This is a genomic window from Methylobacterium sp. 092160098-2 (assembly GCF_028920805.1).
In the GTDB taxonomy this organism is placed as follows: domain Bacteria; phylum Pseudomonadota; class Alphaproteobacteria; order Rhizobiales; family Beijerinckiaceae; genus Methylobacterium; species Methylobacterium fujisawaense.
The window spans coordinates 2,147,357-2,173,513 of the sequence record NZ_JAQPZJ010000001.1 but is presented as its reverse complement, the minus strand read 5'-3'; the positions used below and the strand labels follow the sequence as shown (position 1 = coordinate 2,173,513).

22 protein-coding genes are annotated in these 26,157 nt (G+C 70.6%); 13 read left to right on the top strand and 9 right to left on the bottom strand.

Going from position 1 to position 26,157, the window contains the following annotated elements:
• Positions 1-37 precede the first annotated feature (37 nt).
• From PQI07_RS10230 to PQI07_RS10220, 3 genes are all read right to left on the bottom strand, one after another.
• Positions 38-3,163, bottom strand: a complete 3,126-nt coding sequence (locus PQI07_RS10230) for an MdtB/MuxB family multidrug efflux RND transporter permease subunit (RefSeq protein WP_274926557.1) — start codon at positions 3,161-3,163, stop codon at positions 38-40.
• A gap of 274 nt (positions 3,164-3,437) precedes the next feature.
• Positions 3,438-4,832, bottom strand: coding sequence for an MdtA/MuxA family multidrug efflux RND transporter periplasmic adaptor subunit (locus PQI07_RS10225; RefSeq protein WP_043384823.1), 1,395 nt, complete (start codon positions 4,830-4,832; stop codon positions 3,438-3,440).
• Positions 4,833-5,130: 298 nt separating this feature from the next.
• A complete protein-coding gene (locus PQI07_RS10220) occupies positions 5,131-5,307 on the bottom strand; it encodes a hypothetical protein (protein ID WP_236952745.1) in 177 nt (58 codons plus the stop codon).
• Between the two features lie 341 nt (positions 5,308-5,648).
• Between PQI07_RS10220 and PQI07_RS10215 the strand changes: the two genes are divergently transcribed.
• The 4 genes from PQI07_RS10215 (at position 5,649) to PQI07_RS10200 (ending at position 9,654) form a co-directional block, all read left to right on the top strand.
• Entirely contained in the window at positions 5,649-6,818 is a 1,170-nt protein-coding gene (locus PQI07_RS10215; RefSeq protein ID WP_236962069.1) for an aminotransferase, read from the top strand.
• Positions 6,819-6,899: 81 nt separating this feature from the next.
• The gene (locus tag PQI07_RS10210; protein ID WP_043346332.1) at positions 6,900-7,388 is read left to right on the top strand and encodes a DUF4112 domain-containing protein; all 489 of its coding nucleotides are present in this window, start codon (positions 6,900-6,902) and stop codon (positions 7,386-7,388) included.
• A gap of 118 nt (positions 7,389-7,506) precedes the next feature.
• Complete coding sequence (locus tag PQI07_RS10205; RefSeq protein ID WP_043346336.1) at positions 7,507-8,721, top strand: ABC transporter permease; 1,215 nt, start codon at positions 7,507-7,509, stop codon at positions 8,719-8,721.
• Positions 8,722-9,114: 393 nt separating this feature from the next.
• Positions 9,115-9,654, top strand: coding sequence for a Ros/MucR family transcriptional regulator (locus tag PQI07_RS10200; protein ID WP_043346338.1), 540 nt, complete (start codon positions 9,115-9,117; stop codon positions 9,652-9,654).
• A 142-nt stretch (positions 9,655-9,796) separates the two neighbouring features.
• Here the strand turns inward: PQI07_RS10200 and PQI07_RS10195 are convergent, their stop codons facing one another.
• Positions 9,797-11,230 carry an FAD-linked oxidase C-terminal domain-containing protein gene (locus PQI07_RS10195; protein WP_053611317.1) on the bottom strand — a complete coding sequence of 478 codons (1,434 nt, stop codon included), beginning with the start codon at positions 11,228-11,230 and terminating at the stop codon, positions 9,797-9,799.
• A gap of 228 nt (positions 11,231-11,458) precedes the next feature.
• On the opposite strand from PQI07_RS10195, the gene PQI07_RS10190 reads away from it, so the two are divergent.
• Positions 11,459-12,484 carry a KpsF/GutQ family sugar-phosphate isomerase gene (locus tag PQI07_RS10190; RefSeq protein WP_043759616.1) on the top strand — a complete coding sequence of 342 codons (1,026 nt, stop codon included), beginning with the start codon at positions 11,459-11,461 and terminating at the stop codon, positions 12,482-12,484.
• 106 nt (positions 12,485-12,590) lie between these two features.
• On the opposite strand, the gene PQI07_RS10185 is transcribed toward PQI07_RS10190, so the two are convergent.
• The 3 genes from PQI07_RS10185 to PQI07_RS10175 form a co-directional block, all read right to left on the bottom strand.
• Entirely contained in the window at positions 12,591-13,427 is an 837-nt protein-coding gene (locus PQI07_RS10185) for an SHOCT domain-containing protein (protein WP_274926556.1), read from the bottom strand.
• Positions 13,428-13,583: 156 nt separating this feature from the next.
• Complete coding sequence (locus tag PQI07_RS10180) at positions 13,584-14,183, bottom strand: nitroreductase family protein (protein ID WP_043346351.1); 600 nt, start codon at positions 14,181-14,183, stop codon at positions 13,584-13,586.
• A 93-nt stretch (positions 14,184-14,276) separates the two neighbouring features.
• Positions 14,277-15,344: a GSCFA domain-containing protein gene (locus PQI07_RS10175; RefSeq protein ID WP_274926555.1), complete on the bottom strand. Its 1,068-nt coding sequence runs from the start codon at positions 15,342-15,344 to the stop codon at positions 14,277-14,279.
• 74 nt (positions 15,345-15,418) lie between these two features.
• On the opposite strand from PQI07_RS10175, the gene PQI07_RS10170 reads away from it, so the two are divergent.
• Positions 15,419-16,453, top strand: a complete 1,035-nt coding sequence (locus tag PQI07_RS10170) for a WcbI family polysaccharide biosynthesis putative acetyltransferase (protein ID WP_274926554.1) — start codon at positions 15,419-15,421, stop codon at positions 16,451-16,453.
• Positions 16,454-16,522: 69 nt separating this feature from the next.
• Here the strand turns inward: PQI07_RS10170 and PQI07_RS10165 are convergent, their stop codons facing one another.
• The gene (locus tag PQI07_RS10165) at positions 16,523-16,927 is read right to left on the bottom strand and encodes a response regulator (RefSeq protein WP_043759618.1); all 405 of its coding nucleotides are present in this window, start codon (positions 16,925-16,927) and stop codon (positions 16,523-16,525) included.
• A 352-nt stretch (positions 16,928-17,279) separates the two neighbouring features.
• On the opposite strand from PQI07_RS10165, the gene pal reads away from it, so the two are divergent.
• The 6 genes from pal to glmM all read left to right on the top strand — a co-directional run bounded on the left by pal (position 17,280) and on the right by glmM (position 24,403).
• Entirely contained in the window at positions 17,280-17,774 is a 495-nt protein-coding gene (gene pal / locus PQI07_RS10160) for a peptidoglycan-associated lipoprotein Pal (RefSeq protein ID WP_043346359.1), read from the top strand.
• Between the two features lie 112 nt (positions 17,775-17,886).
• On the top strand, positions 17,887-18,873 hold the full coding sequence (gene ybgF / locus PQI07_RS10155; protein ID WP_043346361.1) for a tol-pal system protein YbgF: 987 nt from the start codon (positions 17,887-17,889) through the stop codon (positions 18,871-18,873).
• Positions 18,861-20,033 carry a tRNA lysidine(34) synthetase TilS gene (tilS, locus tag PQI07_RS10150; RefSeq protein WP_446720976.1) on the top strand — a complete coding sequence of 391 codons (1,173 nt, stop codon included), beginning with the start codon at positions 18,861-18,863 and terminating at the stop codon, positions 20,031-20,033. The genes ybgF and tilS overlap by 13 nt, the downstream gene beginning before the upstream one ends.
• 3 nt (positions 20,034-20,036) lie before the next feature.
• On the top strand, positions 20,037-21,959 hold the full coding sequence (ftsH, locus tag PQI07_RS10145) for an ATP-dependent zinc metalloprotease FtsH (protein ID WP_043346363.1): 1,923 nt from the start codon (positions 20,037-20,039) through the stop codon (positions 21,957-21,959).
• A 223-nt stretch (positions 21,960-22,182) separates the two neighbouring features.
• Positions 22,183-22,929, top strand: coding sequence for a sulfite exporter TauE/SafE family protein (locus PQI07_RS10140; protein WP_043346365.1), 747 nt, complete (start codon positions 22,183-22,185; stop codon positions 22,927-22,929).
• 133 nt (positions 22,930-23,062) lie between these two features.
• Entirely contained in the window at positions 23,063-24,403 is a 1,341-nt protein-coding gene (gene glmM, locus PQI07_RS10135) for a phosphoglucosamine mutase (protein ID WP_274927703.1), read from the top strand.
• Between the two features lie 4 nt (positions 24,404-24,407).
• Here the strand turns inward: glmM and PQI07_RS10130 are convergent, their stop codons facing one another.
• The gene (locus PQI07_RS10130; RefSeq protein WP_043384808.1) at positions 24,408-24,746 is read right to left on the bottom strand and encodes an MmcQ/YjbR family DNA-binding protein; all 339 of its coding nucleotides are present in this window, start codon (positions 24,744-24,746) and stop codon (positions 24,408-24,410) included.
• Between the two features lie 277 nt (positions 24,747-25,023).
• Between PQI07_RS10130 and PQI07_RS10125 the strand changes: the two genes are divergently transcribed.
• Positions 25,024-25,998 carry an outer membrane protein gene (locus PQI07_RS10125; protein ID WP_043346381.1) on the top strand — a complete coding sequence of 325 codons (975 nt, stop codon included), beginning with the start codon at positions 25,024-25,026 and terminating at the stop codon, positions 25,996-25,998.
• Positions 25,999-26,157: the final 159 nt, after the last annotated feature.

Sequence of the window (26,157 nt, the reverse complement as noted above, 5' to 3'; positions counted from 1 at the left end):
GAGGGGGGAGGGGATGCCTTGGAAACGTCCCGCTTCGTCATGGCAGGACCTCACCACGCTCCAACCCGGGCCCCCGCCGCCCGGAAATCCGCCGCTCCAACCGGTCGAACGCCAGGTAGATCACCGGCGTCGTGAACAGCGTCAGCACCTGGCTGACGATCAGGCCGCCCGCGATGCAGATGCCGAGCGGCTGGCGCAGCTCCGAGCCCACGCCGGTGCCCAGGATCAGCGGCACCGCGGCGAACAGAGCCGCCAGCGTCGTCATCAGGATCGGCCGGAAGCGCAGCAGGCAGGCCTGGAAGATCGCCTCCCGGGGCTCGAGCCCGTCCTCGCGCTCCGCCTGGAGCGCGAAGTCGATCATCATGATGGCGTTCTTCTTCACGATGCCGATCAGCAGGACGATGCCGATCACCGCGATGATGTCGAGCGACAGGCCGAACAGCATCAGGCCGAGCAGGGCCCCGATCCCCGCCGACGGCAGGGTCGACAGGATGGTGATCGGGTGGATGAAGCTCTCGTAGAGCACGCCGAGCACGATGTAGACGGTGACGATCGCCGCCAGCACGAGGAACAGCTCGTTGCCGAGCGCCGACTGGAAGGCGAAGACCGAGCCCTGCGGCACCACCCGGAACGAGGGCGGCAGGCCGATCTCGGCCTTGACCGTGTCGATCGCCTCGACCGCCTGACCGAGGGCGGCGCCCGGGGCGAGGTTGAACGACACGGTGGTGGCCGGGAACTGGCCGAGATGCGAGATCAGGAGTGGCGCCCGCCGCTCGCTGATCCGCGCCACCGCGGAGAGCGGCACCTGCCCGTTGGTCGCCGTGGAGGAGGGCAGGTAGATCGCGTCGAGGCTGCGCAGGGTCGTGTGCAGCTTCGGATCGGCCTCCAGGATCACCCGGTACTGGTTGGACTGGGTGAAGATCGTCGAGATGATGCGCTGGCCGAAGGCGTCGTAGAGGGCGTTGTCGATCGTGGCCGGGGTGATGCCGTAGCGGCCGGCGGTGGGCCGGTCGATGGTCACGTAGGCGGCGAGCCCCTGGCCCTGGTGGTCGCTCGCCACGTCCGCCACCACGGGCGACTTCGCCAGCGCCGCGGTGAAGCGCGGCACCCAGGTCTCGAAATCGTCGATGTTCGGGCTCTCGAGGATGACCTGGTACTGGGTCGCCGAGACTGCCGTGTCGATGGTCAGGTCCTGGACCGGCTGCATGTACAGCCGCATGCCCGGCTCGTTCGCGACCGCCGCCGAGATCCGCCGGATGATCGCGCTGGCCGAGGCCGTGCGCTCATCCCGGGGCTTCAGGTTGATCAGCATCCGGCCGGAATTGAGCGTGACGTTCTGGCCGTCGACCCCGATGAACGAGGACAGGCTGGCCACGTCCGGGTCCTTGAGAACGATCTCGGCCATGCGCTGCTGGCGCTCGGCCATGGCCGCGTAGGAGACGGACTGGTCCGCCTGGGTGATGCCCTGGATCACGCCCGTGTCCTGCACGGGGAAGAAGCCCTTGGGGATCACCACGAACAGGTAGACGGTGAGCCCCAGCGTGCCGAGCGCCACCAGCAGCGTCAGGCCCTGGTGGTCGAGGACCACCCGCAGGGAGCGCCCGTACGACGCGATGGTGGCGTCGATGGCGCGCCGGCCGAGACGGGAGAGCATGCCCTCCCGGCGGCGGGTCTCGGCCTCGGGCACGTGCTTCAGGAGCCGCGCGCACAGCATCGGCACCAGCGTCAGCGAGACCACCGCCGAGATGATGATGGTGGCCGCCAGCGTGATGGCGAATTCGTGGAACAGCCGCCCGACCACGTCGCCCATGAACAGCAGCGGGATCAGCACCGCGATCAGCGAGACCGTGAGCGAGATGATGGTGAAGCCGATCTCGCGGGAGCCCTTGAGCGCCGCCTCCAGGGGCGAGTCGCCCGCCTCCACGTGGCGGGCGATGTTCTCGATCACCACGATGGCGTCGTCGACCACGAAGCCGGTGGCGATGGTCAGCGCCATCAGCGACAGGTTGTCGAGGGAGAAGCCGTAGAGGTCCATCACCGACAGGGCGCCGATCAGCGACAGGGGCACGGACAGGCTCGGGATCAGGGTCGCCGACAGGCTGCGCAGGAACAGGAAGATCACCAGCACCACCAGGGCGATGGCGAGGCCCAGCTCGAACTGCACGTCCTCCACGGAGGCGCGGATCGTGGTGGTGCGGTCGGTCAGCGGCGCCACCGCCACGGCGGCCGGCAGGCTCGCCTGGAGCTGCGGCAGCAGCGCCTTGATCTTGTCGACGGTGGCGATGACGTTGGCGCCGGGCTGGCGCTGGATGTTGAGGATCACCGCCGGCGTCGCGTCGGCCCAGGCGCCGAGCTTGGTGTTCTCCGGCCCCTCGACCACGTCGGCGACCTCCGAGAGCATCACCGGGGCGCCGTTGCGGTAGGCGATGATCGCCGAATTGTAGGCCTTCGGGTCGCGGATCTGGTCGTTGGCGTTGATCGCGTAGGACTGCGTCGGCCCGTCGATCGTGCCCTTGGGCGTGTTGACGTTGAGGTTGGTGATCGTGGTGCGCAGGTCGTCGATGTTGAGCCCGTAGGCGGCGAGCGCCCGGGCGTTGAACCGCACCCGCACGGCCGGGCGCTGGCCGCCCGAGATGCTCACGAGGCCGACCCCCGCCACCTGGCTGATCTTCTGCGCGAGGCGCGATTCGGCGAGGTCGCGCACCTGGGTGAGCGGCAGGGTCTTCGACGTCAGCGCCAGGGTGAGGACCGGCGCGTCGGCCGGGTTGACCTTGGCGTAGATCGGTGGCGCCGGCAGGTCCGAGGGCAGCAGGTTGCCGGCGGCGTTGATCGCCGCCTGGACCTGCTGCTCGGCGATGTCGAGGGACAGGTCCAGGCTGAACTGCAGGGTGATGACCGAGGCCCCCGCGGAGGATTGCGAGGTCATCTGGTTGAGGTTGGCGAGCTGCCCGAACTGCCGCTCCAGGGGCGCCGTGACCGAGGAGGTCATCACCTCGGGGCTGGCGCCGGGATAGAAGGTTTGGATCTGGATCGTCGGGTAGTCGACGGCCGGCAGCGCCGAGACCGGCAGGTTCAGGTACGACACGCCGCCGACGATCAGGATCGCCAGCATCAGCAGCGTCGTCGCCACCGGGCGCAGGATGAAGAGGCGGGACGGGTTCATGGGCGCGACCCTTCCGCGCCGGACAGCCTGCGCTGCAGGGAGGCTTGAATCGGAGGGCACGGACGTCCCATCCGCGCCCTCATCCTAAGGTGCCGAAGCGCAGCGCAGGCCTCGAAGGAGCCCTCCAGCCGGGCGCGCGATCCCTGAAGCCCTCCTTCGAGGCGGCTTCGCCGCACCTCAGGATGAGGAGGAGACTGGGACTGACCTTCCGGAATCTCCCCGACTCCGCGGAAGGGGGAGGGGAGGCCGCGGGTCCCGCGCGCCAGACCCGTCCTCACTGCGCCTGACGGCGCCGGTGCCGACGACCGCCCTCCGCTGTCCCTTGGGCATCCGCCGCCGCGTCGGTCGGCGCGCCGGACTTCACCTCACCCTTGCCGTCGGGCTTGGCCTCCGCGGCCTTCCCGTCCCCTGCCGCCGCCTGTGCGCCCTCCGTGATCCGCACCGGGGCGCCGTCCTTCAGCCGGTCGGTGCCGTCGGTGACGACCCGATCCCCGGGCTTCAGGCCCGAGACCACCACGGTGTTGGTCCCGTCGGTCTCGCCGGTCTTGATCGGCCGGACCGTGACCTTGTTGTCCCCGTCCATCAGGTAGACGTAGGTGCCGGGCGTGCCCTGGAGCAGGCTCGCATTCGGCACGAGCGCCGCGCCCCGCACCGTGTCGACGGTGAGCTTGGCGTTCACGAACTGGTTCGGGAACAGCTCCTCGTCGCCGTTGTCGAACAGCGCGCGCAGCTTCACCGTGCCGGTGGTCGTGTCGATCTGGTTGTCGACCGTGTCGAGCCGGCCGGCGGCGATCTCGTGGGCGTCGCCGCGGTCGTAGGCCCGCACGGTCAGCTTCGCGCCCGCCCGCACCTGCCGCATCACCCGCGCCACGTCGTCCTCCGGCAGGGTGAAGATCACCGAGATCGGGTGGAGCTGGGTCACCACCACGATCGCCGTGGAGGCGGCCGAGATGTAGTTGCCCTGGTCGACCTGACGCAGGCCGACCCGCCCGTCCACCGGCGACGTGATGTGCGTGTAGGCGATGTTGAGCTTCTGCTGGTCGACCAGCGCCTGATCGGCCGCGACCGTGCCCTCGTTCTGCTTCACCAGGGCGCCCTGGGTGTCGACGTTCTGCTTCGAGATCGAGTCCTGCCGGTTCAGGGTCTGGTAGCGCTGCAGGTCGAGCTTCGAGTTCTGCAGGAGCGCCTGATCGCGGGCGAGCTGGCCCTGGTACTGGGCGAGCAGCGCCTCGTAGGGCCGGGAATCGATCTGCGCGAGTTCGTCGCCGGCCTTCACGGTCTGGCCCTCGCGGAACTTCACCTGGGTGAGATAGCCGCTGATCTGCGACTTCACCGTCACGGTGGCCAGCGGCGTCACCGTGCCGAGGCCCTGGAGCACCACCGGCATGTCGCCGGTCGTGACCGCCGCGACGCCCACCGCCTGCGGCATGTCGGCGCCGCCGTGCCGGCCGCCGCGGCCGCCGCCCTTGTGCGCCGTCGCGGGCTCCGCGCCCTTGTCGGTGCGCGCCTCGTACCAGCGATGACCGATCGCCCCGGCGCCGGCGAGCAGCATCAGGATCACGAGCCAGCGGATCGGCCGGAAGCGCCGCGTCCGGACCTCCCGCGCGGGCGCCTCGCCGGGCTGGTAAGCCCGGGCCGTGTCGGTCCGGATCGGTGAACTCTCGTTCATGCCTGACTAGAGCACATGCCGGTCGCCTGCGCGACCGGCGGCACCCTATCCCTCGCTGTCGAAGCCCCCACTCCGCCTCCGGAACGCCGCGTCCCGAAGACCTGTCCTGAAGCCGCCCTGTCCCTCGGGAACCGACGGCTCCGATCCCGTGTGCGGGAGCATACGCCCATAAAGCTGTCCGGGCCCCGAACGGCTCCTTACCGCGGCGACATGTTCACCTGCGGGTTCACCTACGGGGTCACCTGTCGGTGCACTTACCGGTGCCCGGCCAATGCGCCGTCACTAGGGCGGCGACGTTTCAGTCGTGTTGCTGGGTCCCGCCGGCCGCATCCGGCGCCGCATAGGCCCGCAGCACCGCGCGGAAGGCGTCATCCACCGGGGTGACGGTCACGGCGCGGCGCAGGCCGATCCCGACGCCGCCGATCAGCAGCGCCAGGATCAGGCAGCCGAGGACCGTGCGTGAGGAAGGCCGCATCGTCGCATCCGGAAGACCCGCCCGACGATCGGAGCGGCCGCCTCCGGACATGCCGAAAGGGCCACCGACCCGCAAGTCGATGGCCCTTCTTGGGGACCGGAGCGGAACCCCGCTGACGGAGCGAGGGGGCGAAGCTCCGTCGGCGTGTGCGCCGCTCCGGCCGTGATCCGAACCTAAGATACGGGTGATGAATGTCAACATTCGTCAGCCGGTGCGTGCGCGTCGGAATCCGGGTCTGTGCGACCGCGCACATTCCGCAACGCGCGGCGCCCATGCTACAGGCCGGCGATGCCGACACCCTCGATGCCCGGCGCCCACAGCCGCGCCCCCTGCCGCGCCGCATGACGCCCGCCTTCATCAACCCCGTTTTCGACGCCCTCCCCACGACGGTGTTCGAGACCATGTCCCGGCTCGCGCGGGTCCACGGCGCGATCAATCTCGGCCAGGGCTTCCCCGACGATCCCGGGCCGGAGGACGTGCGCGAGCGGGGCGCGCGGGCGCTCCGCGACGGCTGGAACCAGTATCCCCCGATGATGGGGCTGCCGGCCCTGCGGGAGGCGGTCGCCGCCCATTACGCGCGGCACCAGGGGCTCGTCCTCGACCCGGAGACCGAGGTGATGGTCACCTCCGGGGCCACGGAGGCGCTGGCCGGCGCGCTCCTGGCGCTGATCGAGCCCGGCGACGAGGTCGTGCTGTTCGCGCCCATGTACGACGCCTACCTGCCCCTCGTGCGGCGGGCGGGCGGCGTGCCGCGGATCGTGGCGCTGCAACCCCCGGCCTTCCGCCTGGACGAGGCCGCGCTGGCGGAGGCCTTCGGGGCGCGGACCCGCGTCGTGGTGCTGAACAATCCCCTCAACCCGAGCGCCACGCTGTTCGCCCCCGAGGATCTCGACCTGCTCGCCCGCTACTGCCAGCGGTTCGACGTGACCGCGCTCTGCGACGAGGTCTGGGAGCACGTGGTGTTCGACGGTGCGCGCCACCGGCCGCTGATGGCGCTGCCCGGGATGCGGGAGCGAACCGTCAAGATCGGCTCGGCCGGCAAGATCTTCTCGCTCACCGGCTGGAAGGTCGGCTTCGTGATGGCCGATGCCCGGCTGATGCGCGGGCTCGCCAAGGCGCACCAGTTCCTCACCTTCACCACGCCCCCGAACCTCCAGGAGGCGGTGGCCTACGGGCTGGGCAAGCCGGCCCCGTGGTTCGAGGCCATGCGCGCCGGCTATGCCCGGTCCCGCGACCGGCTCGCGGACGGCCTGCGCGGCCTCGGCTTCACCGTGCTGCCGGCCCGGGCCACGTGGTTCCTCAACCTCGACGTCGCGAATCTCGGCTACGCCGACGACGCGGCATTCTGCGAGGCGCTCGTCACCCGGCACGGCGTCGCGGCGATCCCCGTGAGCGCCTTCTACCCGGACGCCGCCGTCCGCAACATCGTCCGGCTGTGCTTCGCCAAGGACGACGCCACCCTGGATGCGGCCCTCGACCGCATGAGCGGTCTTGCCGGGAGGGCGGCGTGACCCGTGGCGGCCCCGTCCTTGCGGGGATCCGACCGGGGGGCCACATCGTTGCGGACGATGGCTTCCCGACGGATCCCGACCATGGACTTCACCCAGGCTGCCCAGGCCGGGCGTTTCGCCCGTGCCGAGACGTTCCCCGGGGGCGCGACGCCCTCCAATCCCGCCTTCCTGAAGGCGGATCTCGGCCGGGAGGCGAGCCTCGCCCGGCTGGAGACGCTGGCCCACCTGATGGACACGGCCTTCGTCATCCCGGGCATCAACCGGCGGGTCGGGTTCGACGCGCTGATCGGCCTCGTGCCGGTGATCGGCGACGTGGCCGGCATGGTGATCTCCTCCTTCATCGTCTACGAGGCGAAGCGCCTGGGCGCGCCGCGCTGGCTGCTGGCCCGGATGGGGATGAACGTCGCCTTCGACGGGCTGATCGGTGCCGTGCCGCTTGCGGGCGACCTGTTCGACGCCGCCTTCAAGGCCAACCGCCGCAATGTCCGTCTGCTGCGCCGCTGGATGGAGCGCAGCGGCGGTCTGCGTCCCACCGAGATCGAGGGCACCGCGACCCGGCTCGACGGCTGAGCCCCCTCAGCCGCTCCCCGTCCGGCCGGTCCTGGGGCTGCCCGGATCTCTGGGCGAGTCTCTGGGCAAGCCCCGGGGCAGCGGGATGGCGCGCGGCACGGGCCGGGAGACAGCACGGATGAACGAGGTCACGCGTCCCGGCGAGAGCGAGGTCGTGCCCGCGCCGATGCCCGGCGCCCAGCCGCTGGTCCTGCGGCCGGACGAGGGGGCACCGGTCCCGGTCGCCGCTGCGGGCCGGCGTACCCGCCTGTCGCCGCTCAACCGGCGCCGCCTCGACAATTTCCGCCGCAACCGGCTCGGCTACGGGTCGTTCCTGATTTTCGCGGTCCTGTTCGTCCTCAGCCTGTTCGCGGAATTCATCGCCAACGACCGCCCGATCCTGCTGTCCTACAAGGGCGAGTGGCTGGTCCCGGTGCTGGTCGACTATCCCGAGGAGAAGTTCGGCGGCTTCCTCGCGACGACCGATTACCGGTCCTCGGAGATCCGCAAGGAGATCGCGGCGAACGGCTGGGCGCTCTGGCCGCCGATCCCGTTCTCGTACGACACGATCAACGAGGATCTGCCGACGCCGTCGCCGTCCCCGCCCACCTGGATGCTCACCGACGCGCAATGCCGGCCCGTGGCCGAGAAGCTCGGCGGCACGGGCTGCGCGGACATTCCCTGGCACTGGCTCGGCACCGACAACACCACCCGGGACGTGCTCGCGCGGGTGATCTACGGCTTCCGAATCTCGGTGCTGTTCGGCCTGATCCTGGCCGCGGTCTCCTCGGTGATCGGCGTCGTCGCGGGGGCCGTGCAGGGTTATTTCGGCGGCTGGGTCGATCTCGCCTTCCAGCGCTTCATCGAAGTCTGGGGCGGCATCCCGACCCTCTACCTGATCATCATCATCTCGGCCTTCATCGCCCCGGGCTTCTTCGTCCTGCTCGGGATCATGCTGCTGTTCTCGTGGGTGGCGCTGGTCAGCGTCGTGCGCGCCGAGTTCCTGCGAGCCCGGAATTTTGAATACGTCCGGGCCGCGCGGGCACTGGGCCTGTCGAACATCCGCATCATGACGGTTCATCTGCTGCCGAATGCCATGGTGGCGACCCTGACCTTCCTGCCGTTCATCCTGAACGGCTCGATCACCACCCTGACGTCCCTGGACTTCCTCGGCTTCGGCCTGCCGCCGGGCTCGCCCTCCCTCGGAGAGCTTCTCGCGCAGGGCAAGGACAATCTGACCGCGCCGTGGCTCGGATTGACCGGCTTCCTGGTCATCGCCGTGATGTTGAGCCTGCTCGTCTTCGCCGGCGAGGCTGTGCGCGATGCCTTCGATCCGCGTAAGACTTTCGTCTAACGTCGCGATCGGCGGGCGAAAATGACGCAGGCGCCCCGCCCGTCTTTCCACAACTGTACGAAGATCGAGCGTTGTCCCGGCATGACCGCAGGGCAATCGTGAGCGATCGTCTAGGTGCGCCCTCGGTCCGGGCGGTAAAGGTCTCTGCCGCCAGCGAAAACCCGGCTCCAGGATCCGGCTAGCATTCGTGGGACCGGCGGGGATAAAGCGCTTCAGAAGTGCGCCTCAAGTGCCATCTATGCAACCATACCCTGTAAGCCCAGCCGCGTGATCGAGGTTTAGACTTCTGCACGATCACAGATAATTGTATGAATCGCCTTGCATTTTCTGGACGCTGTCTTAACTCGCGAAAAGTGAGGATCCAACCAGGCTTTTGCGCCGAGGAAAGAGAGAATGTCAGAAGCTGCGCCGACATCGCAATTGGACTACATCGAACGGACCGTGGACGTCGTCGCGGCCTACGTTTCCAACAACTCGCTACCCTCGGCCGATTTGCCGGCCCTGATCGCGAGCATCCATGAGGCCCTGAACGCGATCGGATCCGGCCCGGTCGCCCCGGCGACCGAGAGCGTCGAGCGGCCGACGCCGGCTCAGATCCGCAAGTCGATCCGGCCTGACGGACTGGTCAGCTTCATCGACGGCAAGTCGTACAAGACGCTGAAGCGCCACCTGACCAAGCACGGGCTCGATCCGCAGAGCTATCGGGAGCGCTACGGCCTGCCGGCCGATTACCCGACCACCTCGGCGAACTACTCGGCCCAGCGCTCGGCTCTCGCGAAGAGCCTCGGTCTCGGCCAGCCGGGCCGGTCTCAGTCCGCCGACAAGGATGCGGAACCCGCTGACGAGGCGGTCTCCGCCCCCGCCCCGAGCCGGCGCAAGGCTTCGGCCGCCGCGACCAAGCCGCGTGCCGGCCGCAAGGTCGAGGCCGCCTGATCGCGGCCGCGGAAGCCGGACGGTCGTAGGCGCGCGATCGGAGACGGTCGCGTCCTCACCGTCCGCAGGTCCTGCAGGGCGCCCTGGCGCGCTGTGGATTCAGGCTGGCTGCGGTCCGGCCTGACGGTCACGCGGCCGCCGATCAGGCCGCGAGCCGCCCATCCAGCGGAAAGACCTTGGCGGGGTTCAGCATCCAGTCCGGATCGAACACCGCCTTCACCCGCATCTGCTGCTCGAGATCGACCTGATCGTACTGGAAGCGCATCAGGTCGCGCTTCTCGATGCCGACGCCGTGCTCGCCGGTGAGGCAGCCGCCCACCTCGACGCAGAGCTTCAAGATCTCGTCGCCCGCGGCCTCGGCCTTCTGCAATTCGCCGGGCGTGTTGATGTCGAACAGGATCAGCGGATGCAGGTTGCCGTCGCCCGCGTGGAACACGTTGGCGACCCGCAGGCCCTTCCCGGCGCAGATCGCGCCGATCCGCTCCAGCACCGGACCGAGCTGGCCGGTGGGGATCGTGCCGTCCATGCAGATGTAGTCGGAGATCCGGCCGGTGGCCCCGAAGGCCGATTTCCGGCCCTTCCAGATCGCGGCCGATTCCGCCTCCGAGCGCGAGACCCGCACGCTGGTCGGGCGGAAATCCTTGGCGATCGTCTCGATCCGCGCCAGCATCGCGTCGCACTCGGCATCCGAGCCCTCGACCTCGATGATCAGCATTGCCTCGGCGTCGCGGGGATAGCCGGCCTGGGCGAAGTCCTCGGTGATCAGGATCGCCTCGCGATCCATGTACTCGATCGCCACCGGGATGATGCCGGCCGCGATGATCGCGGCCACGCAATCGCCCGCATCCTCCACCTTCGAGAAGCCGACCAGCACCGGCCGGGCCCCTTCGGCCGCCCGCAGGATCCGCACGGTGGCCTCGGTGACGATGCCGAGCTGCCCCTCCGAGCCGCAGACGAGGCCGAGCAGGTCGTAGCCGCCGCTGTCGAGGTGCTGGCCGCCGATCTCCACCACGGTGCCGTCGTTGAGCACCAGGGTGACGCCGAGCAGGTTGTTGGTGGTCACGCCGTATTTCAGGCAGTGGGCGCCGCCGGAATTCATCGCGATGTTGCCGGCGATCGTGCAGGCGAGCTGGCTCGACGGATCGGGGGCGTAGAAGAAGCCCTCGTGGGAGACCGCCCCCGAGATGGCGAGGTTGGTGATGCCGCTCTGCACCCGGGCGGTGCGGTTGGCGAAGTCGAGGTCGAGGACCTTGGTCATCTTGCCGACGCCCAGGATGATCGCGTCGGCCTGCGCGATGGCGCCGCCCGCGAGCGAGGTGCCGGCGCCCCGGGGGACGACCCGCACGTTGTTGGCGTGGCAATAGGCCATCACGGCGGCCACTTCCGCGGTGGTGGAGGGCAGCACCACGGCGAGCGGCATCTGCCGGTAGGCGGTGAGCCCGTCGGTCTCGAAGGCCCGGCGCTCGTCCTCGCTGACCACCAGCGCCTCCGGCGCGACCAGGGGCGCGAGGCCGGCCAGGATCGCGTCGCGGCGGGCGAGGATCGCGGGATCGGGGTCGGGGAAGCGGATGGTCATGGGGCTTGTGCCCTCCTTGGGCCCGCGGCGCGGGGTGGCATGCGGGATGGCGTGCCGGCAGCATGGACCGCGGCGGCCGCGCCTTCAACCGGCGTGCGGCGCTGCGTCGTCCCCGCGTCACATTTCAACCACGACGGCTGCCTAGCGTCGCCGGACACGCTTTGCTGCGCCGATCCGCGAGCCCGGCCCTCGGTGCCGGATCCGGTCGACGGGTCCAGAACGGAAACGATGAACGCTCCCGCCTCCAGCGCCCTGCGCGACGATCGTTACGACGCGCCGTCGGCGCATCTCGCCACCACCCGTGACCTCGGGATCCGCAGCCTCCAGCTCGGCATCGCGGCCCTGCAGGAGGCGAGCGCGGCCTTCCAGGGCCGGCTCGGCGCGGCCTTCGAGGAGGCGGTGCAGACGATCCTGCAGAGCAAGGGCCGGGTCATCGTCAGCGGCATCGGCAAGAGCGGCCATGTCGGCCGCAAGATCGCCGCGACGCTGGCCTCCACCGGCACGCACGCCTTCTTCGTCCACCCCACCGAGGCGAGCCACGGCGACCTCGGGATGATCGCCCGGGACGACGTCATCATCGCCCTGTCGTGGTCGGGGGAGACCGCGGAGCTGTCCGACCTCGTCGGCTTCAGCCGCCGGTTCTCGATCCCCCTGGTCGCCATCACCCGCAACGGCGAGAGCACGCTGGGCAAGGCCGCCGACGTGCTGCTGGAACTGCCCCGGGTGCGGGAATCCTGCCCGCACGACCTCGCGCCGACCTCCTCCAGCCTGATCCAGCTGGCCCTGGGCGACGCCCTGGCGGTGGCGCTCCTGGAGCGGCGCGGCTTCACCTCGGCGCGCTTCCACACCCTGCATCCCGGCGGCACCCTGGCCGCCCGCCTCAAGACCGTGCAGCAGGTGATGCACGGACCCCAGGACATGCCGCTGGTCCACGAGACCGCGCTGATGTCCGAGGTGCTGATCGAGATCGCGGCGCGGCGCTACGGCTGCGTCGGCGTCACGGACGCGGCCGGGCGCCTCGTCGGCATCGTCACGGACGGCGACCTGCGCCGCCACATGGGCCCCGCGATCCTCGACACGCCGGTCACGGACATCATGACCCGCGACCCGATCACCGTGGAGCCCCACAAGCTCGCCCAGACCGCGCTGGAACTGATGAACCGCCGGCTGATCACGGCGGTCTTCGCGGTCGCGGACGGACGGCCCGTGGGCATCGTGCACGTCCACGATCTGCTGCGCGTCGGCATCGTCTGAGGCCGTTCGGAGCCGGCGGGTCCGATCCTCCTCGCCCCCGTCCTGAGGCCTCCGCCGCGCTCCGGCCCCTCGGGATGAGGACGGAGGGTCGGACGACCGGCGCCGCTCACAGCCGCGCCAGCAGCTCCGCCTTCTTGGTCGAGAATTCCGCATCGGTGAGCACGCCGCGCGCATGGAGCGCGGCCAGACGCTCGATGGTGGCGAGCACGTCGTCCGATGATGACCGATCCGGCGCAGGCGCTGCGGCGGGACCCTGGATCCCGGCCGCATCCACCGGATGCGGATCCGCCGGGTGAGTGCCCGCGGGGTAAGTGTCCGCGGGGTGAGTGTCTCCTGGGCGTGGATCCGCTTGGCGCGGCGCGGCGACCTCCGCCTCGATCCGGCGCAGGCGGTCGAGGGCGACGGCTCCGGCCGGCCCGGTGAAGCCGAGGCTTCCATCCGCCTGCGACACGCCGGTGATGCGGTGCTCACCGGTGTCGTAGAGAGCCACCCCCGCCCCCGATTCGACCGCGAGCCGCCGGCTGTCCGGGAAATAGGCGTAGCGCAGCCCGTTCTGCGCACCGGTGCTCGCCGGGTTCCCGAGACCGGCCGGCCACCACTCGCCGCCGCCCCGGAGGGCCGCAGGGGCCGCATCCGAGAAGCCGCCCGCCGGGAGCGCCCCGGCCAGCTCGGTGCAGAGCGCACCGACCCGCGCCTTCAGCGCGTCGTCGAACATCCGGCCGACCATCACCATGCCGCCGGGGAACCACTGGCCCATGCCGCCGAGATCCGGATGGTCGAACTGCGCCATCGTGCCGTGGCCGCGCTCCAGCGCCTGCACGAGATGGCGCACCGCATCCAGGCTGACCCCGTGGCGCTCGGCCACGCTCTGCAGCCCCGAGGCGTGGTCCAGCGGTCCGTCGTCGAAGAAACCGTCGCGCGGGGCGCTGTCGGACGGGTTCATGAGCCAGCTCCCGATTCGTCGCAGGGCGGACCGGATCGGTGCAGGCCCGGCGATCCGCCACCCGGCGTGCCCGGCCTGCGGCGGTGAGCCCCAGGCCGGCCACGACGTTGCGCTGCGGACACAATCCCTGGTCGAAGGCACCGGTTCCGGCCCGTCTCAGTCCGCGGCGGGCGGGAACGGACCCGCGATGGTGAAGTCGGTGATCGGCCGGCGGCCGTTCGGCGTCTCGCGGGGCCGCTGCTCCTCGGTGAGTTCGGCCTCGGGCGTCTTGCGGCCGACCGCGAAGGCGGCCTCGATCCGGTGGTTCTCGGGCAGGCGCAGGATCTCGGGGGCACGGACATGGTCGAAGCCGACCATGCCGTGGGCGTGCCAGCCCTGGTGGATCGCCTGGAGCTGGAAGGCCAGCGAGGCGGTGCCGGCGTCGAAGGAGTGGCTGTAGGAGGGCTTCAGCTCGTCGCCGACCTTCATGAGCCCGTTCGAGACCAGGAACAGGATCGCGCCGGTGCCGGATACCCATTTCTGGTTGCCGGGCACGAGCAGGCCGAGGAAGGTCTCCCAGTGGGCGTCGCCGCGGAGCGCGTAGAGGAAGCGCCAGGGCTGCGAGTTGTAGGCGGAGGGCGACCAGCGCGCCGCCTCGATCATCCGCATCAGCTCGGCTTCGGGCACGGCCTCGCCCGTGAAGGCGCGGGGCGAGTGCCGCTTCACGAAGACCGGATCGATGTCGTGGTCGGCGCGGCGGGGCGGGGGCAGGCTCAAGGGATTCGTCTCCGAAGGGCGGGGCGCCCGGGCGGCCGAGCTTGCCCGAAACGCCTGCCCGGAGGCAAACCCGATGCCGACCCGATGCCGACCCTAGGCCACGCTGCGCTCGATCTCCTCCTCGTCGCAGATCACGCCGGCATTGCCCTCGAACTCCGCCGCGAGGTCCACGGGGGCGTGGGTCAGCGCCGGCGAGACCCGGTCGCGGGCGAAGGTCGCCAGGAACAGGCGCATCACGTGGCGGACGCCCGCATCGTTGATGGTGCGCTGGTCCTCGTTGTAGTAGCGCCCGGCATTCACGTTGCTCGTGACGATGTCGTAGGCGGGGAAGTAGACCGCCCGCGGGTCGCCGCGGCCGACCACCTCGCCGGCCGCCACCCGCAGCACCGACTTGGAGTAGCTGTTCGACTCCATCACGTGCCGGTCCATGTAGGTGGCGATCATCGGCACCGGCGAGACCGTGAAGATCACCCGCGCCTTCGGGTTCACGCTCCAGAGCCGGTCGAGGAAGCCGTTGAGGTCGCCGAGCACCTCGCCCGCGCCGGCATTGACGCATTCGTAGAGGTCCGGATCGAAGGTCCCGCCCGCGACCCCGGGGGCGAGCGGCAGCGCCGCCCCGTCGGCCCGCCAGCGCCAGCCTTCCGTGAGGCCGAGCGTCAGCACGAACACGTCCAGGGTCTCGAACAGGCGGCGCACCTCGGCGAGATGCGCGTCGCGCGCCGCGACCACCTCGGCCTCGCTGGCGAAGCCCGCCGGCTCGACCGTGGGGCGGAACGGGTCGACGTAGCGGCCGTCGTCCCGCAGCCACGCCTTCAGCTCCGGCTCGAACTTGCCGTAGGCCCGGTCGAACAGCTGCACGAACTGGCGCGTGTAGTAGAGGTTGCCGTAGCGCGCCGAGAACGTGCCGAACTGCCGGGCATTGGCCTCCTCGGCGCTCATGCCGGGGGGCGGCGGCTCGGTCAGGTAATAGTTGAAGCCGGCGCCGCGCACCGCCTCGGCCACCCGCTGCGCGAAGCAGGAGCCGCCGGTGGCGACCTTGTCGGTCGGCCCGATGACGAACGTGTCCTTCGGGTGCGGATTGACCGCGAAGGGCGGCACGTTGGTGACGACCTTGCGCCAGAATCGCTCGGCCGGTAGACCCGTATACGGATTCAACGCCATCTTCGAACCCTCTTCTTCACGACGGCGGCAGGCCCTCGGGGGCGCTGACCCGTCCGCTGACACCGGCACGCGACGTGGCCCTGAACGACCTGCCCCGGCGCGCCCGCAGCGCGTTCACCCTCGCGACACCCAGTTGGGCGCCCACCTGGGCGACACCATGGCGGAACCGCGCCCGCGCCGCCACGACCCGTGACGGGCCGAGCATCGCGGTGCTGGGCAATTGCCAGGCGCGGGGCATCGCCCGGGCCATGCGCCTGCTCGCGCCGAAGAGCCCGGTCCGCTACCTGCCCATGGGCTCGCTGAAGCGCGACCACGGCCATGTCGACGGCTTGATCCGGACCCTGCGCGCCCACGACCACGTCTTCTCGCAGGCCTTCCCGGCCGGGCTGATCCCGGGCGGCGACGTCGCCACTCTGCGCGCGGCCGACCCGCGGCTCAAGCTCTTCCCGTCGATCGTGTTCTCGGCCTTCCACCCGGACATGGTCTATGCCGGCCAGGCCTCGGACCTCGCCGCCCTGAAGCTCGCGCCGTCGCCGATGGGCCAGTACCACTCGGCGATCGTCCTCACCGCCCACCGGCTCGGCCTCGAGCCGCAGCGCACCGCCGGCCTGTTCCGCGAGGAGGTGTTCGCCCGCCTGGGCTATCTCGACCATTGGGATCCGGCGGTGCGCGAACTCGTCGGCGCGGCGGATGCCCTGGGCTTCGGGCTGGAGCGGGAGGTGACCCGCTGGGCGCGCCGCGGCGCCTTCATGCACCTGATGAACCATCCCAAGGTCCATGTCCTCGGCGACATCGCCCGGCGGCTGCTACAGGAGAACGGGCTCACGCCCGAGCCCGTGGAGATCGAGGATTACCTCGGCGACGAGCTGGCTCAGGACGTGGTCTGGCCGCTCTACCCGCCCATCGCCGAGCATTTCGGGCTGACCGGCTCATACCTGTTCAAGGCCAAGCCCCGGGGCGACGACTTCCCGGTGCTCTACGACCTCTCGGGCTTCATCGCGGCGAGTTTTGCCATCTACGACGCGACGTCCCCTGGGGATCTCGCCTGTCCCCGGGTGGACGCTTGGCTCGCCGCGCCGGAGATCGTCGCGCTGTTCCGGCGCGGTTGAGGCCGTCTCCGGCCGCGAAGGGCGTCCGACCGAAGGATGCGGACGGCCCGTGATCCGGGAGGCGGCGTCTCAGCCTGCCGTGCAGAGTTGGCTGTCGCGGTCGGTCGCGCCGAGGCCCTCGACCATCATCCGGACCAGCCGGTTGACCTCCTGCACCTGGAAGGGCTTGCGCAGGAACAGGCTGCCCGGCACGCCGCTGCGGCGGTTCGTGTCCGTCGAGGAGTAGACCACCGGACGGTCCGGATGGATCGCCCGGAAGGCATGGGCCACGGTCCAGCCGTCGATCAGCCCCGGCAGGTGGATGTCGGTGAACAGCCAGTCGATCGCATCGCCCCGGTCGCGCAGGACGGTCAGCGCCGCCTCGCCCGTCGAGGCCTCGATCACCCGGATGCCGTGCGTCTCGCACAGGCTCGCGATGATCTCGAGGAGCAGGTAGCTGTCCTCGACGATGAGGACGCACTGGGCGGGGCGCATGACGGAGGTCCGGTTTTCGGCCCGTCGATTAGGAAGCGTTAGGGTTGAGGATTCCTTAAGGTCCCGGCCGGAACCGTTACGGTGCGGAAGCCCCGCGCCTGTTGCCGCGCCGCAACCGACACGGCCGAAATGGCCCTTCGCCTCCGTCCGCCCCGCCGCCGCCGCATTCCGGGCGTGTCCCGGGTGCGTCAGCGCACGCCATCGCCCGGTGCGGACCGTCACCACGGCCGCCGCGCCGCGCGACGGAACCGTCGCTTAACCATCCCCGCCTACCAACGGCGCCAGGACTATGCGGAACCGCCTCGAAGACCCGCAGCCGGCCTTCGGCACCGCTCGAGGAGTTTTTCAGACCATGCCCCAGCGTTTCCGCGCCGCCGCCCTCGGCCTCGCCCTCGTCGCCGCCCTCGGCCTCGGCGCCTGCAGCAACGACAAGGACCTCGCCGACGCCTCCGCCTTCGGGGCCGGCGCCGCGACCCCGGGCAGCGCGCAGGACTTCGTCGTCAATATCGGCGACCGGGTCTTCTTCGAATCGGATTCCACCGACCTGACGCCCACCGCGACCGCCACCCTCGACAAGCAGGCCGCGTGGCTGCAGCGCTACCCGCGCTACACCTTCATCATCGAGGGCCATGCCGACGAGCGCGGCACCCGCGAGTACAACTTCTCCCTGGGCGCCCGCCGGGCCCAGGCGGTGAACGACTACCTCGCCACCCGCGGCATCGCGGGCAACCGCATGCGGACGGTGTCGTACGGCAAGGAGCGGCCGGTGGCGGTGTGCAACGACATCTCCTGCTGGTCGCAGAACCGCCGGGCGGTGATCGTCCTCGACCGCGGTGCCGGAGCGTAAGCCGTCGGGACGCGTTACCCGGAGGCGGCCCCGGCCGCCGCCGCGCCGCAGTTTTGCCGCGGTGCGGCGCATCTGTTAGGGCCTCGCGCCGCCACCGGATCGCACCCCCACCATGTCCGCCCGTCTTCGCACTCGCCTCGCGCTCACCACGATCCTGGGAGCCGTGCTCCTCGGCCACCCGGCCGTCGCGCAGGACGCCTCCGAGCTGGTGGTGCGCCTCGGCCGCATCGAGAACCAGTCCCGGCTCATGGCCGGCCAGATCGAGACCCTCCAGTACGAGAACCGCCAGCTCAAGGAGCAGCTGCGCAAGTTCCAGGAGGACGTCGAGTTCCGCCTGAACGAGGGCAAGGGCGGCAAGCCCTCGGCCGCCCCCGCGCCGTCGGGCCCCGTCAACGGCGGGAATCCGGGCGCCGGACGCCCCGGCAAGCGCGGCGATGCCTTCGACCCGGCCCAGGCCCCCGGCGCCCCGGGCACCCCGATGCAGCTCGGCAGCACCCAGCCCTCGGCGCCGCTGCCGCCCCGGGAGGCCGTCGAGGCGGCCGAGGCTGCGCCCCGGCCGCAGCGCCTGCCGCAGGGCGCGATCAACGGGGAGGACGAGGACGCGGAGGCCGGCGCCCCCGGCTACGACGAGCCCGTGGACCTGCGGCCGCCGGCCCGGACCGGGGCGATCCCGGCGCGGCCCTCCGAGAGCGTCGCGGCAACGCGGACGGGCGATCCGGCCGCCGATTACGATGCCGCGGTCGAGCTGTACCGGGCCAAGCAGTACGAGCAGGCCGAGATGGGCCTGCGCCAGTTCATCCAGTCGCATCCCCGCGACAACCGCGTCGCCGGCGCGACCTACTGGCTCGGCGAGAGCTACCTCGCCCGCGGCCGCAACCGCGAGGCCGCCGAGCAGTTCCTGAAGGTCTCCACCGACTACGCCCGCTCCTCCCAGGCGCCCGATGCCATGCTGAAGCTCGGCGTCACGCTCAACGCGCTCGGCGCTCGCGAGCAGGCCTGCGCGACCCTGGCCGAGCTCGACCGGAAATTCCCCAATGCCGGCAGCGGCGTCCGTCAGGGCGTCGCCCGCGAACAGAAGCGCGCCCGCTGCGGCGCCTGAGCGACCCGGGCGACCCGGTCCTCGGCGCCCTCCGCCCCTGGCTCGACCCGGCCGCGCGCGGCGGGCGGGGTATCCTCCTCGCCGTCTCGGGCGGTCCCGATTCGAGCGCCCTGCTGTATGCCGCCGCTGCCCTGCGCGACGCTGGCCCGGTCGCCGTGCAGGTCGCCACCGTGGATCACGGCCTGCGACCGGGCTCGAAAGCCGAGGCCGAGGGCGTCGGCCGTGCCGCCCGGGATCTGGGCCTGCCCCATGCACTCCTGACCTGGGCGGGCGCGAAGCCCGGCACCGGCCTGCAGGATGCGGCCCGCACCGCCCGCTACGCCCTGCTCGCCGCTCAGGCCGCGACGATCGGCGCCGGTCTCGTGCTCACCGGACATACGCAGGATGACCAGGCCGAGACGGTGCTGATGCGGCTCGCGGCCGGCAGCGGCCTCGCGGGGCTTGCCGGCATGCGCGCGGAGCGGACCTTGGCCGCCGGCCTCAGCCTCGGGCGCCCGTTCCTGCACCTGCCGAAGGCGACCCTGGTGGCGTGGTGCGAGGAGCGCGGCATCGCGTATGTCCGCGATCCCGCCAATGGGAATCCGCGCTTCGCCCGCGGCCGCCTGCGCGAGGCTTGGCCGGTTCTGGAACGCGAGGGCCTGACCCCGGCGCGTCTCGCCCGGCTCGCCGAGCGCGCCGCCCGCGACGAGGCCGCGCTCCGGAGCGCGGCGGAGCAGGCCCTCGACAGGATGGGGCGGCCCGGACCGGGGGCGGGGACGGGGACGGGTCTGCGCCTCGACGGAGCCGCCCTGGCGGTTCTGCCGGATGCCGTGGTCCTGCGCTGCCTCGATCTCGCCCTGACCCGGGCCGGCGCGGCACCGCGCCGCCTCGAACGCCTCGAGGCCCTGGTCCTCGAATCGCTCCTGCCGGCCCTGCGCCGCCGTGAACCGATCCGGCGCACCCTGGCGGGGTTTCTCGTCTCCGCCGATTCGGGGGGAGCCGTGAGCCTCGCCCCCGCTCCGCCGCGCCGAAGCACGGGGGCAGGTGCTGCCCTCGCCGCAGGGGCTCCCGAATTACTTGGCAAGGGAGAGCCCCCCGCCTACATTGGTGACGTGTGCACGGATGGACCGGAACAGCCGCGTGGCATCTCCGTCCTGGGGGTCGCACGCGCCAAGGATTGATCGATGAACCCGAATTTTCGCAACTTTGCCTTGTGGGTCGTCATCTTCCTACTGGTGCTGGCCCTGGTCACCCTGTTCCAGAACCCGGGGCACCGGGGCGGCGGCAGCGAGATCGCCTACAGCCAGCTCCTGAACGACGCCGATGCCGGCAAGATCCAGTCGGTGGTGATCTCCGGGCAGGACGTGTCCGGCACCTATGTCGGCGGCGGCAACTTCACGAGCTACGCGCCCAACGATCCGAGCCTGGTTTCCAAGCTTCAGGGCAAGGGCGTGCAGATCACCGCCCGTCCGCCGTCGGACAACACCCCCTGGTTCATCCAGCTTCTCGTGAGCTGGCTGCCGATCCTGGTCTTCATCGGCGCCTGGATCTTCCTGTCGCGCCAGATGCAGTCCGGCGCCGGACGCGCCATGGGCTTCGGCAAGTCGAAGGCCAAGCTCCTGAACGAGGCCCATGGCCGCGTGTCGTTCGACGATGTGGCGGGCGTCGAGGAGGCCAAGGAAGACCTCCAGGAGATCGTGGAATTCCTCCGCGACCCCCAAAAATTCCAGCGGCTCGGCGGCCGGATCCCGCGCGGCGTGCTGCTCGTCGGCCCGCCCGGCACCGGTAAGACCCTGATCGCCCGGGCGGTCGCGGGCGAGGCCAACGTGCCGTTCTTCACCATCTCGGGCTCGGACTTCGTCGAGATGTTCGTGGGCGTCGGCGCCAGCCGCGTGCGCGACATGTTCGAGCAGGCCAAGAAGAATGCCCCCTGCATCATCTTCATCGACGAGATCGACGCGGTCGGCCGCCACCGCGGCGCCGGCCTCGGCGGCGGCAACGACGAGCGCGAGCAGACCCTGAACCAGCTCCTCGTGGAGATGGACGGGTTCGAGGCCAACGAGGGCGTCATCATCATCGCGGCGACCAACCGCCCCGACGTCCTCGACCCGGCCCTGCTGCGGCCCGGCCGGTTCGACCGCCAGATCATGGTGCCGAACCCGGACGTCACCGGCCGCGAGCGCATCCTGCGCGTCCACGTCCGCAAGGTGCCGCTGGCCCCCGACGTCGACCTGAAGACCATCGCGCGCGGCACCCCGGGCTTCTCGGGCGCCGACCTGATGAACCTCGTCAACGAATCGGCCCTGCTGGCGGCCCGCCGCGGCAAGCGCATCGTCACGATGCACGAGTTCGAGGACGCCAAGGACAAAGTCATGATGGGCGCCGAGCGGCGCACCCTGGTGATGACCGAGGACGAGAAGCGGCTCACCGCCTATCACGAGGGCGGCCACGCCATCGTCGCCCTCAACGTCCCGGCCACCGACCCGGTGCACAAGGCGACGATCATCCCCCGCGGCCGAGCCCTCGGCATGGTCATGCAGCTGCCCGAGCGTGACAAGCTCTCCATGAGCTTCGAGCAGATGACCTCGCGGCTGGCGATCATGATGGGCGGGCGCATCGCCGAGGAGATGATCTTCGGTCAGGACAAGGTCACCTCGGGCGCCCAGTCGGACATCGAGCAGGCGACCCGCCTCGCCAAGATGATGGTGACCCGCTGGGGCTTCTCGCCGGAACTCGGCACCGTCGCGTACGGCGACAACAACGACGAGGTCTTCCTCGGCATGTCGATGGGCCGGCAGCAATCGGTCTCCGAATCGACCGCCCAGAAGATCGACGCCGAGGTCCGCCGCCTCGTGGAGACCGGTCTGGAGGAGGCGCGCCGCATCCTGGCCGAGCACAAGGACGACCTGGAAGCCCTGGCGCAGGGTCTCCTCGAATACGAGACCCTCTCGGGCGAGGAGATCCGCAACCTGCTCAAGGGCCAGCCCCCGATCCGCGACGGCGGCGACGTGCCGCCGACCCCGGCCCGGGGCTCCTCGGTCCCCTCGGCGGGCCGCGGCCGGCCGAAGGAGAGCGACGGCGGCCTGGAGCCGCAGCCGCAGGCCTGAGGCACGGACAACAGCACGACCACCGGAAAGGGCGCCCCGCGGCGCCCTTTTTCGTGCCGGCGCCGGATGCGACGCGCGCACGGACCGCGTCGGCAGCCGCCTGTGACAATCCGGACGGCTCGTTTATGACTCGGCCGCGCCAACACGGCCGAAGCTTCGGTGCCGCCCACCCGGGGGTTGGGCCGGACTGGCCAAACGCTCACCCCGTCGCAGAAACGCTTCCATGCCGGTCTCGACCTATCTCGTCGTCGCCCTGGGCGCCGGCGTCGCCGGCTTCGTGCAGGGTCTGTCGGGCTTCGCCTTCGGCCTCGTGGCCCTGTCGTTCTGGGCCTGGGTGATCGATCCGAAGCTCGCCGCCATCCTCTCGGTGGCCGGGGGGCTCGCCGGCCAGATCGTCGCCGCCGTCTCGGTGCGGCGTGGCGTCGATCTCAAGAGCCTCGCGCCCTTCGTGCTCGGCGGCCTCGCCGGTATCCCACTCGGTGTCCTGCTGCTGCCCAGCCTCGACGCCGACCGGTTCAAGGCCCTGCTCGGCCTCCTGCTGATGGTCTGGTGCCCGGTGATGCTGTTCGCCCGGGACCTCCCGCGGGTCACGGCGGGCGGTCGGATCGCCGACGCCGCGGTCGGCCTTGCCGGCGGTGTCATGGGCGCCCTCGGCGGCTTCACGGGCGTGCTGCCGACCCTCTGGTGCACCCTGCGCCGCTACGAGCGCGACGTGCAGCGCACGATCGTCCAGAACTTCAACCTCGCGATGCTCGCGGTGACGATGATCACCTATCTCGCCTCGGGAATCATCACCCCGCCGGTCCTGCCGATGCTGGCCGTGGTCCTGCTGGCCATGCTGATCCCCACGCTCCTCGGGACCCGGGCCTATGGCGGCATCAGCGAAGTGGCGTTCCGCAGGCTCGTGCTGAGCCTGCTCACGCTCTCGGGCCTCACCCTCTTGGCGTCGGCGCTGCCCCGGCTCCTGTAAACGCCGCGCCGCCCCATTTCGAACGCCTTTGTCGGGAAGCAACCGATTCACCGTCGGGGAGCGTCCGGCTCCGGATTTCACCGAAATCTGCTAGGCTCTGCCCGGCCCGCCCTCGGGTCTCGGAGACGTCATGGTGCGCAAGTATTTCGGAACCGACGGCATCCGGGGCCGGGCCAACGGCGTGATCACGCCGGAGCTCGCCCTCAAGGTCGGGCAGGCCGCGGGCCTCGTGTTCCAGCGCGGCGACCACCGGCACCGGGTGGTGATCGGCAAGGACACCCGCCTCTCCGGCTACATGATCGAGACCGCGCTGGTGGCCGGCTTCACCTCGGTGGGCATGGACGTGCTGCTGCTCGGACCGGTGCCGACGCCGGCCGTGGCGATGCTGACCCGCTCCATGCGGGCCGATCTCGGCGTGATGATCTCGGCCTCGCACAACCCGTTCGAGGACAACGGCATCAAGCTGTTCGGGCCCGACGGGTTCAAGCTCAACGACGCGATCGAGCACGAGATCGAGGGGCTGATCGACGCTGACATGCACAAGCGCCTGTCCGGCTCCAACGATCTCGGCCGGGCCAAGCGCATCGAGAGCGTGCATGCCCGCTACATCGAGTTCGCCAAGCGGACCCTGCCGCGGCAGGTGACCCTGGACGGGTTGCGGGTGGTGGTCGACTGCGCCAACGGCGCGGCCTACCGGGTCGCCCCCGAGACCATGTGGGAGCTCGGCGCCGAGGTCATCGCCATCGGCACCGAGCCGGACGGCTTCAACATCAACCGGGATGTCGGCTCGACCGCGCCCGCGGCGCTGATCGACAAGGTGCGCGAGCGCCGGGCCGATATCGGCATCGCGCTGGACGGCGATGCCGACCGGGTGCTGATCGTCGACGAGAAGGGGCATGTGGTCGACGGCGACCAGCTCATGGCGGTCGTGGCGCGCTCCTGGCAGGAGGACGAGCGCCTCACGCAGCCGGGTGTGGTCGCAACGATCATGTCGAATCTCGGCCTGGAGCGCTATCTCGGCGGCCTCGGTCTCACCCTGGCCCGCACGGCGGTGGGGGACCGCTACGTCCTCGAGCACATGCGCGCCCACGGATACAATCTCGGGGGCGAGCAGTCCGGGCACATCATCATGTCGGACTACACGACCACAGGTGACGGCCTCGTGGCGGCCCTGCAGCTGCTGAGCGTGGTGCAGCGGCAGAACCGGCCCGTGAGCGAGGTCTGCCACTGCTTCGACCCGCTGCCGCAGATCCTCAAGAACGTCCGCTACCGGAGCGGCGAGCCGCTCCGCCAGGACAGCGTGGTCAGCGCCATCGAGCATGCCCGCGAGCGGCTCGGCAATGCCGGCCGCCTGGTGATCCGCCCCTCGGGCACCGAGCCGGTGATCCGCGTCATGGCCGAGGGCGACGACCGCGGCCTCGTCAACGCGGTGGTCGATGAGGTGGTCGACGCCGTGACCCGCGCCGCGGCCTGACCGGTCAGGCCGCGGCGTAGGCGGCGCGCAGATCGGGCGGCGCGGTCACGCGCCACGCCCCCAGCAGCGCCGTCCGCAGGGTCTCCTCGTCGCAGAGATCGAGGTCGAGATTGGTCCAGCCCCGGCGTCCCCAGGCGCCGTCCAGGGGCGTGAACAGATCGGGCTCGGCCGCGCACAGGGCGGCCTGATCCGCGGGCGCGAGGCGCAGCACCACCCGGGCCTCCTCGACCCAGAGGGTCGCGAAGACCCGGCCGCCGACCCGGAAATCCGGGTTGCCGCTGTGCGCGCCCGTCACCGTCTCGGGCAGCATCGGGGCCAGGATGCGTACGTCCTCGGGACCCATGGGGATGTCAGCCGGTGCGGAGCCCGGGCAGCCGGGCGGCGATGGTCGGGGGGCGCATGGGTCCCATCCAAGACAGATGAACCGGACCAACCTGGGGATCCCCGGCGGCAGAGGCAAGCAAGTCGCGTCCGGATAACGGTTTCGACAGGCCGGCAACGGATGCGCAAGCCTAACATTTAACGTTAAGCCGGATTTAAGACGTTGCTTCCATCCTTCGCTGCGTACCCCGGGACCGCGCGCCGCGCGTCCGGCTCACGAGTCCAGTGAAGGAATCTCCATGGCCCGCTCCAAGCTGAACGCTTTGGTGCGTAGCCTGACGCTCGCGGCGAGCGTCGGCGCGCCCTGCCTCGCCGCGGCCGCGGATCTGCTGCTTCCGCCGCCGCCTCCGCCCCCGCCCCCGCCGATCGAGGTCGGCGGCGGCTGGTACCTGCGCGGCGACGTGGGCGCGAGCATCTACACCCGTCCGCGCTACAGCGACGCCTACGACTACACCGGCTATCCGGACGCCAACCGCGCCTTCGGCAACACGATCGGCGGCGGCGGCTTTGCCGGCGTCGGCGTCGGCTACCAGTTCACCCCGTTCCTGCGCGGCGACATCACCGGCGAGTACCGCTACTCGACCGGCCTGCGCGGCAGCGAGTATTACAAGGGTCCCGATTTCGACAACGGGCTCGGATCGTACGGCGTGAACAAGTCGAGCGGAAACTTCGATTCCGCGGTGGTGCTCGCCAACGCCTATTTCGACCTCGGCACGTGGTACGGCATCACGCCGTTCATCGGCGGCGGCGTCGGCTACGCCTTCAACCACGTCTCGAGCTACTCGACGAACCAGCAATTCACGAGCCCGACCTACGCCTACGATTACACCAATGCCGGCTGCGGCTGCATCCCGTACGCCCCGGTCTACGACCCGAACGGCAACGCGGTGTACAACACCAACAGCGGCAGCAAGTTCTACAAGGACAAGACGACCGGCAGCTTCGCCTGGGCGCTCCATGCCGGTCTCGCCTACAACGTGACCGACGCGCTGAAGATCGAACTGGCCTACCGCTACCTGAACCTCGGCAAGGCCGAGACGGGACCGGGCTTCGTGCCGTGCTGCACCGGCAGCCTGCAGGCGATCAAGGTGAAGGACATCGAGGCGCACGATGTGAAGATCGGCCTGCGCTACTACCTCGGCGGCCTCGTGGCGGCCCCGCTGCCGCCGCTGATGCCGGAGCCGATCCCCGGCCCGCTGGTGCGCAAGTACTGATCGGGCCTCGGTCCCGATCCCACCGACAGGCGACGACGGCGCGGAGGTTCTCCGCGCCGTTTCGCGTTTCCACGCCCCGTTCCGGTCGATCCGGGCCTGAACGCCGCCAATACCCGACGCGTCACGCCGGGATTGCGATCTCCGGATTGGAAATCCGTC

Bases quoted from the DNA above. Each gene is read 5' to 3' on its own strand.
- PQI07_RS10205 (WP_043346336.1), top strand. From the start codon at position 7,507: ATGAACGAGGTCACGCGTCCCGGCGAGAGCGAGGTCGTGCCCGCGCCG.
- PQI07_RS10130 (WP_043384808.1), bottom strand. From the start codon at position 24,746: ATGGGTCCCGAGGACGTACGCATCCTGGCCCCGATGCTGCCCGAGACG.
- PQI07_RS10165 (WP_043759618.1), bottom strand. From the start codon at position 16,927: ATGCGCCCCGCCCAGTGCGTCCTCATCGTCGAGGACAGCTACCTGCTC.
- PQI07_RS10210 (WP_043346332.1), top strand. From the start codon at position 6,900: ATGGACTTCACCCAGGCTGCCCAGGCCGGGCGTTTCGCCCGTGCCGAG.
- PQI07_RS10230 (WP_274926557.1), bottom strand. From the start codon at position 3,163: ATGAACCCGTCCCGCCTCTTCATCCTGCGCCCGGTGGCGACGACGCTG.
- pal (WP_043346359.1), top strand. From the start codon at position 17,280: ATGCCCCAGCGTTTCCGCGCCGCCGCCCTCGGCCTCGCCCTCGTCGCC.
- PQI07_RS10220 (WP_236952745.1), bottom strand. From the start codon at position 5,307: ATGCGGCCTTCCTCACGCACGGTCCTCGGCTGCCTGATCCTGGCGCTG.
- ftsH (WP_043346363.1), top strand. From the start codon at position 20,037: ATGAACCCGAATTTTCGCAACTTTGCCTTGTGGGTCGTCATCTTCCTA.
- PQI07_RS10200 (WP_043346338.1), top strand. From the start codon at position 9,115: ATGTCAGAAGCTGCGCCGACATCGCAATTGGACTACATCGAACGGACC.
- PQI07_RS10190 (WP_043759616.1), top strand. From the start codon at position 11,459: ATGAACGCTCCCGCCTCCAGCGCCCTGCGCGACGATCGTTACGACGCG.
- PQI07_RS10125 (WP_043346381.1), top strand. From the start codon at position 25,024: ATGGCCCGCTCCAAGCTGAACGCTTTGGTGCGTAGCCTGACGCTCGCG.
- PQI07_RS10175 (WP_274926555.1), bottom strand. From the start codon at position 15,344: ATGGCGTTGAATCCGTATACGGGTCTACCGGCCGAGCGATTCTGGCGC.
- PQI07_RS10140 (WP_043346365.1), top strand. From the start codon at position 22,183: ATGCCGGTCTCGACCTATCTCGTCGTCGCCCTGGGCGCCGGCGTCGCC.
- PQI07_RS10185 (WP_274926556.1), bottom strand. From the start codon at position 13,427: ATGAACCCGTCCGACAGCGCCCCGCGCGACGGTTTCTTCGACGACGGA.
- PQI07_RS10215 (WP_236962069.1), top strand. From the start codon at position 5,649: ATGACGCCCGCCTTCATCAACCCCGTTTTCGACGCCCTCCCCACGACG.
- PQI07_RS10195 (WP_053611317.1), bottom strand. From the start codon at position 11,230: ATGACCATCCGCTTCCCCGACCCCGATCCCGCGATCCTCGCCCGCCGC.
- ybgF (WP_043346361.1), top strand. From the start codon at position 17,887: ATGTCCGCCCGTCTTCGCACTCGCCTCGCGCTCACCACGATCCTGGGA.
- PQI07_RS10225 (WP_043384823.1), bottom strand. From the start codon at position 4,832: ATGAACGAGAGTTCACCGATCCGGACCGACACGGCCCGGGCTTACCAG.